This is a genomic window from Cellulophaga sp. Hel_I_12, from assembly GCF_000799565.1.
GTDB lineage: Bacteria > Bacteroidota > Bacteroidia > Flavobacteriales > Flavobacteriaceae > Cellulophaga.
In genome coordinates, this window is sequence record NZ_JUHB01000001.1 from 3,554,832 (window position 1) to 3,566,856 (window position 12,025).

General features: G+C 35.8%; 14 protein-coding genes. 13 read left to right on the top strand and 1 reads right to left on the bottom strand.

All coding sequences use genetic code 11. The features are described from left to right. The first annotated feature begins 56 nt into the window (after positions 1–56). The 13 genes from GQ45_RS15475 (at position 57) to GQ45_RS15530 (ending at position 10,590) form a co-directional block, all read left to right on the top strand. A complete protein-coding gene (locus tag GQ45_RS15475; RefSeq protein ID WP_047419397.1) occupies positions 57–1,067 on the top strand; it encodes a 3-oxoacyl-ACP synthase III family protein in 1,011 nt (336 codons plus the stop codon). Between the two features lie 106 nt (positions 1,068–1,173). Continuing rightward, the gene (locus GQ45_RS15480; RefSeq protein ID WP_047419398.1) at positions 1,174–1,536 is read left to right on the top strand and encodes a CoA-binding protein; all 363 of its coding nucleotides are present in this window, start codon (positions 1,174–1,176) and stop codon (positions 1,534–1,536) included. Positions 1,537–1,589: 53 nt separating this feature from the next. Continuing rightward, entirely contained in the window at positions 1,590–2,210 is a 621-nt protein-coding gene (recR, locus tag GQ45_RS15485) for a recombination mediator RecR (protein ID WP_047419402.1), read from the top strand. An 86-nt stretch (positions 2,211–2,296) separates the two neighbouring features. Then, positions 2,297–3,637, top strand: a complete 1,341-nt coding sequence (locus GQ45_RS15490; RefSeq protein ID WP_047419403.1) for a dihydrolipoamide acetyltransferase family protein — start codon at positions 2,297–2,299, stop codon at positions 3,635–3,637. A 264-nt stretch (positions 3,638–3,901) separates the two neighbouring features. Then, positions 3,902–4,681: a 3'-5' exonuclease gene (locus GQ45_RS15495; RefSeq protein WP_047420506.1), complete on the top strand. Its 780-nt coding sequence runs from the start codon at positions 3,902–3,904 to the stop codon at positions 4,679–4,681. Positions 4,682–4,755: 74 nt separating this feature from the next. Next, entirely contained in the window at positions 4,756–5,367 is a 612-nt protein-coding gene (locus GQ45_RS15500) for a fumarylacetoacetate hydrolase family protein (protein ID WP_047419404.1), read from the top strand. 3 nt (positions 5,368–5,370) lie between these two features. Then, positions 5,371–5,709: an Hpt domain-containing protein gene (locus tag GQ45_RS15505; protein WP_047419405.1), complete on the top strand. Its 339-nt coding sequence runs from the start codon at positions 5,371–5,373 to the stop codon at positions 5,707–5,709. Beyond that, positions 5,709–6,956 (top strand): competence/damage-inducible protein A, encoded by a 1,248-nt coding sequence (locus GQ45_RS15510; RefSeq protein ID WP_047419406.1) that lies wholly within the window; start codon positions 5,709–5,711, stop codon positions 6,954–6,956. The genes GQ45_RS15505 and GQ45_RS15510 overlap by 1 nt, the downstream gene beginning before the upstream one ends. Positions 6,957–7,029: 73 nt before the next feature. Then, complete coding sequence (gene rpmB, locus GQ45_RS15515; protein ID WP_047419408.1) at positions 7,030–7,266, top strand: 50S ribosomal protein L28; 237 nt, start codon at positions 7,030–7,032, stop codon at positions 7,264–7,266. 19 nt (positions 7,267–7,285) lie between these two features. Then, positions 7,286–7,468, top strand: a complete 183-nt coding sequence (gene rpmG, locus GQ45_RS15520; RefSeq protein ID WP_024481505.1) for a 50S ribosomal protein L33 — start codon at positions 7,286–7,288, stop codon at positions 7,466–7,468. A gap of 34 nt (positions 7,469–7,502) precedes the next feature. Further along, positions 7,503–7,655: a DUF4295 domain-containing protein gene (locus tag GQ45_RS17905; RefSeq protein WP_081980934.1), complete on the top strand. Its 153-nt coding sequence runs from the start codon at positions 7,503–7,505 to the stop codon at positions 7,653–7,655. A 158-nt stretch (positions 7,656–7,813) separates the two neighbouring features. Next, positions 7,814–8,773, top strand: a complete 960-nt coding sequence (ftsY, locus tag GQ45_RS15525) for a signal recognition particle-docking protein FtsY (protein ID WP_047419410.1) — start codon at positions 7,814–7,816, stop codon at positions 8,771–8,773. Positions 8,774–8,913: 140 nt separating this feature from the next. Continuing rightward, the gene (locus tag GQ45_RS15530) at positions 8,914–10,590 is read left to right on the top strand and encodes an amidase family protein (RefSeq protein ID WP_047419412.1); all 1,677 of its coding nucleotides are present in this window, start codon (positions 8,914–8,916) and stop codon (positions 10,588–10,590) included. A 315-nt stretch (positions 10,591–10,905) separates the two neighbouring features. On the opposite strand, the gene GQ45_RS15535 is transcribed toward GQ45_RS15530, so the two are convergent. Next, positions 10,906–11,991, bottom strand: a complete 1,086-nt coding sequence (locus GQ45_RS15535) for a serine hydrolase (RefSeq protein WP_047419414.1) — start codon at positions 11,989–11,991, stop codon at positions 10,906–10,908. Positions 11,992–12,025 lie beyond the last annotated feature (34 nt).

Sequence of the window (12,025 nt, forward strand, 5' to 3'; positions counted from 1 at the left end):
TTTTATTTAATTCGTAGCTTTATTTTAATCAAACTAAATTTATCTAAAAAAACAGTATGTACAATTCAAAGATTACGGGATTAGGCTATTATGTTCCTGAAAATATTGTTACGAATGAAGACCTGTCTAAAGTAATGGAAACCGACGATGCTTGGATTCAAGAAAGAACAGGTATCCAAGAAAGAAGACATGTAGTAAAAGGCGATGGTGATACCACAACATCTATGGGAGTTAAGGCAGCAAAAATTGCCATAGAACGTTCTGGTTTAGATAAAGACGATATTGACTTTATTGTTTTTGCAACCTTGAGTCCTGATTATTACTTTCCAGGCCCCGGAGTTTTGGTGCAACGCGACCTTGATATAAAAACCATTGGAGCCCTTGATATTAGAAATCAGTGTTCGGGTTTTGTTTATGGAATTTCCGTAGCTGATCAATACATAAAATCAGGAATGTATAAAAATATCCTAGTTATAGGCTCTGAACTTCACTCACATGGCTTGGATATGACTACGAGAGGAAGAGGCGTTTCTGTTATTTTTGGAGATGGTGCAGGAGCTGCGGTTTTAAGTCGAGAAGAAGATAACTCAAAAGGAATTTTATCAACGCATTTACATTCTGAAGGGCAGCATGCTGAAGAGCTTTCTCTGATAGCACCCGGAATGGGAAAAAGATGGGTGAATGATATTCTCGCAGATAACGATCCTAATGATGAGTCTTATTTTCCTTACATGAACGGTCAATTTGTTTTTAAAAATGCGGTAGTGCGTTTTAGTGAGGTAATTATGGAAGGTCTTTCAGCTAATAACTTAAGCGCTAAGGATATCAATATGTTGGTGCCACATCAGGCTAATTTGAGAATTTCACAATTTATTCAAAAGAAATTTGGACTTCAAGATGACCAGGTGTTTAACAACATTATGAAATATGGAAATACCACAGCAGCATCGATTCCTATAGCCCTGACAGAGGCATGGGAACAAGGTAAAATTAAAGACGGTGATGTAGTCGTTTTAGCTGCTTTTGGTAGCGGTTTTACTTGGGGCAGTGTTATTATGAAATGGTAGCTTGGTACTATAAAAAAACAAGACCCCAAATACTATTGGGGTCTCTATTTTATCATCATTAAGTTACACGAATTAAACACTATACATATATTGCAGAATTGATAAGATGAAGAAAACTCTTGTGATAGGTGCTTCCTTAAAACCTGAAAGATACAGCTACATTGCTATCAAAAGACTAGTAGAAAAATCAATCGAAACTCAAGCTTTTGGTGTAAAGGAAGGCCTTGTATTTGGCGTACAGATAAAAACAAACTTTAAGGATTTTCACGATATACACACGGTTACTTTATACCTAAACCCAAAAAGGCAAGTAGCCTATTACAAACAAATCATAAGTTTAAATCCCAAAAGAATTATTTTTAATCCAGGAACTGAAAACCCTGAATTTTATACCTTGTTAAAAGACAACGGGATACAAGTGGAAATAGCATGTACCCTGGTGTTATTAGCAACCCATCAGTATGGATAGTTTTTAAGATTTTTTTGTAAAATTAAATCGTATAAAATCGTAATTTTGAACTTATGGAATTTTCTTCAAAATTATTAGAAAATGCGGTTTATGAAATTTCGCAATTGCCAGGAATTGGTAAACGAACAGCTTTGCGTTTAGCGCTGCATTTATTAAAACAACCTACCGCACAAACCGAAAGACTTACAGGAGCATTAGAAAACTTAAGAAATAATATTAAATTCTGTAGCAGCTGTCACAATATTTCTGATGTGCTTCTATGTGAAATTTGTTCTAATCCCAAAAGAGATGAAACTATTGTGTGTGTTGTCGAAGACATAAGAGATGTTATGGCCATAGAAAACACAGGACAATTTAGAGGTTTATATCACGTTTTAGGAGGTAAAATATCTCCGATGGAGTGTGTGGGGCCACAAGATTTGACGATCAAATCACTGGTTGAAAAGGCAAAGCAGGGTAAAATAAACGAGTTGATATTTGCATTAAGTTCAACCATGGAAGGCGACACCACTAATTTCTATATCTTTAAGCAATTAGAGCATTTAGCCATCAAAACATCGACGATTGCCAGAGGCATATCTGTAGGTGATGAATTAGAATATGCAGATGAAGTAACTTTAGGCCGTAGTATCGTAAACCGAATTCCGTTTGAAAATGCCATAAAGGCGTCCTAAAAATTATTGAAATAAATATAAGCAAAAGACGTTAATTTTAGTACTTTCGCAAAATTATATAGTAATTAAGTATTGTTATTGTTGATATGTCAAAATTTGAATTAAAATTACCGCAAATGGGAGAGAGTGTTGCTGAGGCAACACTGACCACTTGGTTGAAAGAAGTTGGCGACACTATTGAAATGGATGAGGCTGTTTTTGAAATTGCAACAGATAAAGTAGATTCAGAGGTCCCTAGTGAAGTTGAAGGCATATTGGTAGAGAAGCTCTTTAATGTAGATGACGTAGTTGCCGTAGGACAAACCGTAGCAATTATTGAAATTAAAGAAGGCGAAACTGCACCTGTTGCAGCTAAAATAGCTACAGATGAAGCTCCAGAAGTGAAAGCTATTGAGGAAGAAATTAAGATTGTAAAGGATGCTATGGATACTCCTTCTTCAGCACCATCAAATACAGATCGTTTTTATTCTCCATTAGTTAAAAATATAGCGAAACAAGAAGGAATTTCTATCGCTGAATTAGATGCTATTTCAGGTACTGGAAATGAGGGAAGAGTAACTAAAAATGACATTCTAGATTTTGTTGCTCACCGTACTTCGGGTCAATCAGCACCGGAAAAAAATGCTCAAGAACAGCAAAAAGTGGTTACAAATACTCCGGTAAATAAGGTCACTGAAAAACCAAATGAAGCTTCTAAACCGGCAACAATAAGCGCGAATGGGAACGAAGTTATACCCATGAGCAGAATGGGTAAACTGATTGCTCAATATATGGTGGATAGTATTTCCACCTCGGCGCACGTTCAAAGTTTTATTGAGGTTGATGTGACCAACCTTGTTATTTGGAGAAATAAATTTAAAAATAGTTTTGAGAAACGCGAAGGGGAAAAACTAACCTTTACGCCTCTTTTTATGGAGGCTGTTGCCGTGGCTTTGAAAAAGTTTCCGATGATGAATATTTCATTAGACGGTGATACTATTATAAAGAAAAAGAATATAAATATTGGTATGGCAGCTGCTTTACCGGATGGAAATTTAATTGTTCCTGTCATTAAAAATGCGGATCAATTAAATTTGGTGGGCATGGCTAAAGCCGTAAATGATTTAGCAACGCGAAGTAGGGATAACAAACTAAAACCTGACGAGATTAAAGAAGGTACCTATACCGTAACCAATGTAGGTACGTTTGGTAGTGTATTTGGTACTCCGATTATTAATCAGCCACAAGTGGGCATATTGGCTTTAGGAGCCATCCGCAAAGTGCCTTCGGTCATTGAAACACCAGAAGGTGATTTTATAGGTATTCGAAGCAAAATGTTTTTGTCACACAGTTATGATCACAGGGTAGTTAACGGCGCACTTGGTGGAATGTTTGTAAAAGCTGTTGCTGATTATCTTGAAGCTTGGGATGTCAACAGGGAAGTTTAAAAATACTATGCTGTTATTTAAAAGCTCCATTTTGGAGCTTTTTTAATTTTCAGCCCCCGCTTTTTTTTTAGTACCATGCTGCTTTTGAATTAAGAACCAAGCTACCCATTCCTTTTTAAAAAAAACAGAAAAAAGTAGCCTTATAGCTCGGTGGCTACTTTGCTATGAAAATGGGTCCTAAAAACCTTGGTTTCATGCGTTCATTTTAATGCAGAATTGGTATTAGCCTAATGAAAAAGTTATCTTTGCCCAAAATATATGGAAATGGAACTAAAATTAACGAGACCAATTTGTTTTTTTGATTTAGAAACTACGGGCGTAAATGTGGTAAAGGATAGAATTGTTGAAATTGCCATTTTAAAGGTGTACCCTAACGGGAATAAAGAGAGTAAAACTTGGTTGGTAAATCCTGAAATGCAGATTCCTGATGAAGTCATTGCGGTACATGGTATCACCAATGAAAAAGTAGCTAATGAACCAACTTTTAAGGAGTTGTCAAAAGAAATTTATGCCATTATTAAAGATAGTGATTTAGGCGGTTTTAATTCTGACAGGTTCGATATTCCACTTTTAGCTGAAGAAATGTTGCGAGCAGAAGTAGATTTTGATTTGAAAAATACGGTCTCTGTAGATGTGCAAACCATTTTCCACAAAATGGAAAAAAGAACACTTGGTGCTGCTTATACGTTTTATTGTGATAAAATTTTAGAGGATGCCCACAGTGCAGCAGCCGATACCAATGCAACCTACGAAGTGCTTTTAGCACAATTAGCGCGGTACCCAGATTTAGAAAATAATATAAAAAAATTAGCTGAATTTTCTTCGCATAAAAGAACAGTTGATTTTGCGGGCTTTATAATTTACGATGAGGAAGATCAGGAGGTTTTTTCATTTGGCAAGCATAAAGGAAAGAAAGTTCATGATGTTTTAGAAAGTGAACCTGGCTATTTCAGCTGGATATTAAATGCAGAATTTCCGCTTTACACCAAAAAAATATTGACTCAGATTAAATTAAGCAAGCTAAATACTAAATTGGGATCATGACCTAGTCTTTAGCTTTGATTTTTGGTTCATTTTTTAGCATATCTTTTTTTATTCACAAGTAAAATTGTAAAGCGATGAAAATCATCTGTATTGGTAGAAATTATGCGGCTCATATTGAAGAACTTCAAAATGAAAAGCCAACGGATCCTGTAATTTTTATAAAACCGGATTCTTCAGTATTACCTAAAGAACAAGACTTTTATATTCCTGAGTTTTCTAATGAAATTCATTATGAAGTAGAAGTGCTAGTAAAAATAAAAAAAGTAGGGAAGCACATTGACGAAAAATTTGCGCCTACCTATTATGACGAAATAAGTTTAGGGATAGACTTTACCGCTCGAGATGTACAGCAGGAATTAAAAGAAAAGGGATTGCCTTGGGAAAAGGCAAAGGGTTTTGACGGGGCTGCTGTGATTGGGCATTGGGTACCAAAAACAAATTTCGAAGATGTGAATAATTTAAATTTCTCACTTTCAAAAAATACGGAGCTAGTTCAAAATTCGAATACGAGTTTAATGCTTTGGAAAATAGATGCGCTTATTGCTTATGTAAGTACATTTTTCACCTTAAAAAAGGGTGATATTTTGTTTACAGGAACACCAGCGGGTGTTGGTAGAGTAAAAACTAATGATTACCTTTCTGGCAGCTTAGAACACATAGAAATGTTCCATTTAAACATTAAGTAAAATATGATATACAGTCTGGATAAATTAAATGAATTAGCGGATGGAGATGATGAATTTATTCACTCTGTGGTTTCTGTATTTTTAGATGAAGTGCCAGAAGATTTGTCACTTTTAGAAATAGCAATTAATCAAAAGAACTATCCTTCTATTTATCAATTAGCCCATAAAATTAAACCCAATGTAGATCTGTTGGGTATGGAGCAAACCCGCGCGGCAGCCCTAGAGATTGAAAATTTAGGGAAACAAGGCAATACAGGAGCGCAAATCGATGTAATTTTTCCGACCTTAAAAAAAGATATTTCGCAAGTGGTTGCTGAACTTAAAAAAGACTTTAATCTTTAATGTTTGCAGAAATTATTACCATTGGCGATGAAATTCTTATTGGTCAGATTGTAGATACAAACTCTGCTTTTATTGCAAAAGAATTTAATAAAATTGGGGTTTCAGTGGTGCAAATCACCTCTATCCAAGATGAGCGAAATCACATTCTCAAAGCACTGGAAGAAGCTGAATCGCGAGCCGATATTGTCGTTATTACGGGTGGTTTAGGGCCCACAAAAGACGATATTACAAAGCATACCTTATGTGAATATTTTAAAGACTCCTTGGTAGAAAACCAAGAGGTTTTACATCATGTGGAGCAGATTTTTAAGAAATATATCACAGCACCACTTTTACAAGTAAATAAAAATCAGGCTTTAGTTCCTTCAAAAGCGCAAGTTTTGCATAATGCCTATGGTACAGCACCAGGCATGTGGATTAACGGTGCATCTACTGTTTTTGTATCCTTACCAGGCGTGCCTTTTGAAATGAAGTATTTAATGGAGCACCAAGTTATTCCTAAGATTCAAAAGGAGTATGATAGACCTTTTATTGTACATAAAACAATTATCACCTATGGTATTGGAGAAAGTGCGCTTGCTGAAAAAATTCAAGAGTGGGAAGAGTGTTTGCCTCAAACCATAAAATTAGCCTATTTGCCTAGTTTAGGTAAAGTACGTTTGCGATTGAGTACAAAGGGAGGAAACCTAAATGCCCTTGAAATACAAATTAAAGTTGAAATAGAAAAACTATATGCCTTGCTTCATGACATTGTGCATGGTGAAGAAGACGATGAATCTTTAGAGGAAATTATTTCAAAATTACTCACAGCAAAAGAATTGACCTTAAGTACAGCCGAAAGTTTTACTGGAGGGAAAATAGCGGAATTAATCACTCAAATTCCCGGAGCATCAGCCTTTTATAAAGGCACAATAGTAAGTTATGCCACAGAGGCTAAAATGAACCTGTTACAGGTGCCAAAAGACCTTATTGAAACGCATTCGGTGGTAAGTGCTGCTGTTGCAGAAGCAATGGCGAGCAATGTACGTAAATTGATGAATACCGATTTTTCAATCGCCACAACTGGGAATGCCGGACCGTCGAAAGGAGACTCAAATGAGGATGTTGGAACGGTATTTATTGCTATTGCAAGTCCCAAAGGGGTCTTTTCTGAGAAATTTAAGATGGGGAGTCAGCGAGAAAGGGTAGTTCAAAAGTCTGTGTATAAGGCACTTGAGTTGCTTCAAAAAGAAATTTTAAAATTCTAAAAAAGAAGTTTGTACGTCCCATAAAAAAGATATAAATTTGCATCCTGTTTAAAAATAACACAAACCCTAGCATATGTCAAAAGTTTGCGAAATTACTGGAAAGAGAGCTATGTTTGGAAACAATGTATCGTTTTCCATTAACAAAACTAGGAGAAGATTCAATGTGAATCTTTCCAAAAAACGTTTTTACATTCCTGAAGAAGACCGTTGGGTTACTTTAAAAGTATCTGCACGGGCCTTAAAATCCATCAATAAAAAGGGGATTTCTGCAGTTTTGAAAGAAGCTAATGCAAATGGATTAACTAAGTAATCCAAAAAATTATAGTAAAATGGCTAAGAAAGGTAATAGAATCCAAGTGATATTGGAATGTACAGAGCATAAAGAGTCAGGCCAGCCTGGAACTTCAAGATACATTACAACAAAAAACAAAAAGAACACTCCTGATAGAATAGAATTAAAGAAATTTAATCCTATTTTAAAGAAAATGACTGTTCATAAAGAAATTAAATAAATTTCCGTAGAACGGAAGTCTAAAATTTATAATCATGGCAAAGAAAACGGTAGCAAGTTTACAAACCAGTTCAAAAAGATTGACAAAAGCTATAAAAATGGTGAAGTCACCTAAATCTGGTGCTTATACATTCACTGAGTCAGTTATGACGCCAGAGGAAGTAGATGGCTGGTTGACTAAAAAATAAGAGTCCAATTTTTATATTGGTAAAAGGCTGCTTTCGTATGATAGCAGCCTTTTTTTGTTTAGTAATTGCGCTAATTTAAGACTATCTCGCATTCCTTAATTTGGTTGGGTATTAATGCTAGATGTTTCTTATATTTATAGAATGAATTTTAAAATCGTATGAGTTTATTTAAAAAATTATTTTCTTCTGAGAAAAAGGAAACCTTAGATAGAGGTTTAGAAAAAACAAAAACATCATTTTTTGGAAAATTAAATAAAGCAGTGGCCGGAAAATCTAAGGTCGACGATGATGTTCTTGATGATTTGGAAGAGATTTTGGTAAGTTCTGATGTAGGTGTTGATACCACATTAAAAATTATCAAAGGTATTGAGGCTAGAGTCGCTTCAGATAAATATTTGGGAACAAGTGAGTTAAACCTTATTTTAAGGGAGGAAATAGCGCGTTTACTGTCTGAAACTAATTCAGGTGAAGACCTTGAGTTTAGCATACCTAAAGCTACAAAGCCCTATGTAATCATGGTGGTTGGGGTCAATGGTGTAGGGAAAACCACAACTATTGGTAAATTGGCCTATCAATTTAAGAAAAAAGGGTATAAAGTGGTTTTAGGAGCAGGGGATACGTTTAGAGCTGCTGCGATAGATCAATTACAGATATGGGCAGATCGAGTGGGAATTTCTATTGTTAAGCAAAATATGGGTAGCGATCCCGCTTCTGTAGCTTTCGACACGCTTAGTTCTGCGATAAAACAGGATGCAGACGTAGTGATCATTGATACCGCTGGACGCCTGCATAATAAGGTTAATTTAATGAACGAACTTTCAAAAGTGAGTCGCGTCATGCAAAAAGTAATTCCAGAGACGCCTCATGAGGTACTTTTGGTTTTAGATGGTTCTACTGGTCAAAATGCTTTTGAACAAGCCAAACAATTTACCAAAGCCACCAATGTTACTTCGTTGGCAGTTACTAAATTAGATGGTACGGCAAAGGGAGGCGTTGTTATTGGTATTTCAGATCAGTTTAAAATACCAGTAAAATATATTGGTGTTGGTGAGGGCATTGAAGACCTTCAGGTATTTAATAAAATAGAGTTTGTAGATTCATTTTTTGGAGGGAAGTAATTTTTTAAAGCAAGGGATTAAAAAAGCATGAGGGCTAGCAGTAAAAAAATAAAATGTAGCGCAAAGAATTTTTATTTTCACGTCAGTTTTATACTGGTTCCTTCTAAAATAGTTTAATAATATAAATCAAAATTGACGGTATGAAAAAGTTAGTATTTGCAATCTGTAGTTGTTTGATCTTGTTCTCCTGTAAAGAAGAAAAAAAGAACCTAGAGCCCGTAGTTCTCTGGGAATCTTATAATGATTCGTTGGAAGTTGCTGAAAATGCCTCTCATGACATAGGCCGCATGCAATACAAACTTATTCAGTCTAAAGTATTAGATAAAAATGACGTATTTGTACCCTTATACGCTGAAGTTTCAAAAGTTACAGAGGAACAGTATCAAACTTGGAAGCCTTTTGTTTTAGAACAAGATATTCCAACGATACAGGCAAACATCGCAAAAGGTAATTTGTCCTATGAAAATTTGGTGTTATTTTATTTGTATCGAATTTACAAATACGAATTAAACAATCTAACTACTTTAAATACGGTACTAGCCTTAAATGAAAATGTGGTGGATCAAGCGAGAGCACTGGATACAAAATTCCAAGAGAATCCCAACGCAGTGCGTCATGCCATTTACGGAATGCCTATTTTATTAAAAGACAACATTGATACAAATGGGATGAATACCACGGCTGGAGCTATTGCTTTGATGAATAATGCTGCGGATGATGCTTTTATTGTGCAGCAATTAAAGAAAAATGAAGCCCTAATTTTAGGGAAAGTGAATTTAAGTGAATGGGCTTATTTTTTATGCTCAGGTTGCCCTGTGGGGTATAGTGCAGTAGGCGGACAAACCTTAAACCCTTATGGCAGAAAAATATTTGAAACTGGGGGATCAAGTGCTGGTAGCGGTACTGCTGTTGCTGCGAACTATGCCGTAGCTGCCGTAGGTACAGAAACATCGGGTTCTATTTTATCACCTTCTAGCCAGAATTCTGTAGTAGGGTTAAAACCAACTATTGGGTTGTTGAGTAGAAGCGGAATTGTTCCGATCTCAAGTACGTTAGATACGCCTGGCCCAATGACAAAAAATGTGGTTGACAATGCAATTTTATTGTCTGCCATGACCGGAAAAGATAATGCAGATAGCAAATCGGTAGCTACAGATGCTGATTATTTGAGTTCAGCTTCTGCTACAGCATCATTAGAAGGCAAACGTTTTGGAGCTTTTAAGAACCTTTTAGAGAGCGATACTATTTACGCCCAAACCATAAGTAAAATGAAAGATTTAGGCGCTACTATTGTGGAATTTGAAGCAAAACAACCAGGCTTACCAGGTTTCTTAAGTATTTTAAATATAGATATGCGCAATGACCTGCCTGCCTATATCAACGCACATGTAAAAAATAAGGATGCGGTTAAAGTAACATCGATTCAGGATGTCATGGATTTTAACAATCAAGATTCTTTAACAAGAATTCCTTACGGGCAAGCGCTTTTTAAAGGAATACTAGCCGATACGACTTCTGCTGAAGGTCTAGAAAAAATTATCGCTGATTTAGAAGTTTCTAGTCGCTCTTATTTTGATACGATATTAGATACTCATAATTTGGATGCTATATTGAGCATTAATAATTACCATGCGGGTTATGCGGCAGTAGCCAAATACCCTGCCTTAACAGTGCCGATGGGTTATAAAATTTCAGGAGAACCCATAAGCTTAACATTTATCGCAAAACAGTTTCAGGAAGCTAAATTGTTAGCATTGGGTGCAGCTTTTGAAAAAGGTACTAAAGTTCGGAGAATGCCAGAGAATTTTGTGAATTAATCAATCCTGTTGATCATCTTTACTGTTTATTTAGCAAGAGCGTTATGGTTTTGCTCTTAAAATAAGTGGGCGAATAGTATTGCTATTTAAGCTACGAGACCAGTGCTTATTTCTATTGTCTAGATGGTTTAACGAGTAGAGATGCTTTTGTAGGCTTAACTCTTGAAATATCAGATTTTATAAAGACAGATCAAAAACAATTTCTATATTTTAAAATAATTCAGGATTTCTATGTATTCCTTTTAGTCTTTCTAGACTTTAAAATAGGAGCAAACAAGGTGTGCTCAAAACAAAAAAAACAGGCTACATTATGGTTTAGTTTATGACTTTATTGAGCATTATCCAAAGTTCATTGTCAAAAGTGGTGGGCCCTAACTCTCCTTCGTCGGCACTATTTCCCATACGTACGATAACCATTTTTTTACTTGGAATAATATATAATTTTTGATCAAATGCTCCTAGGCCTGCAATCAGATCATCGGGTGCGGAGGGCACCAGTTTGCCTAAAAATAATTCTTCAGAACCAGGAATTTTATAATTTGTTTTACCATTGAGCCACCATAAATACCCATAAGACTTATTCAATTCTTGCGAAGTGGTGGTCATTTCGTTAAAATAAGAAGCATCTGAGAGTATCGTACTTTCATTCCAAGTGCCTTTATTGAGACACAAAAGACCAAAGCGTGCCATGCTTCTAGCGTTACTGAAATAGAGATTAAGGGATCCCGTTTTTATCCACGAACCTTGCATTCCAATTTTATTGCGAATTTTGGTGTTAAAATAGTCTTTATACTCTTGATTTACAGCTCCTGAAACAATATCATCGAGAATCGTATAGGCCCCCTGGTGATAATACCAATAGGTTCCTGGTTCATTTTTATATTGGAAGCATGGTTGATCGGTACAAAAATTTTCAGGAACTGTGTAATCTAGTCCTGTGGTCATCGTTAAATGATGACGAACAGTAATATTTTGTTCTTGTTGTGCTGTTAATGCAGACCATCCTTCACCCATATAATCCGATGATGGGTTGTCTATAGATAAAAGCCCTTCTTCTTGAGCTATACCCACTGTAAATGCGGTTAAGGTCTTGGCCGCAGAGTTCCAACTATGATTTTGTGTTGCTGTAAAATTTCCAAAATACCTTTCTATTACAATTTTTCCATTGCTTAGGATGATAAAGGCATCAGTACCATTCGCTTCTAAAAAAGTGTACAACGCTTGTTCATTTTCTGTTTTCCATCCTAATGCTGCCATAGCTGTGGTTTCCCAAGTATTTGAGTTTATGGGAGGAAAATAGAGTGTTTCATCCTCAGATTCCGAGGGTGATGCGCCCTCCTTAGAACAAGACGAAAGTATTAAAGTCAAAAAAATCAAAACGTAGGTTATGTTATATTTCATAGATTGTGGTTTTCATGTGACCCATTTATTTTAA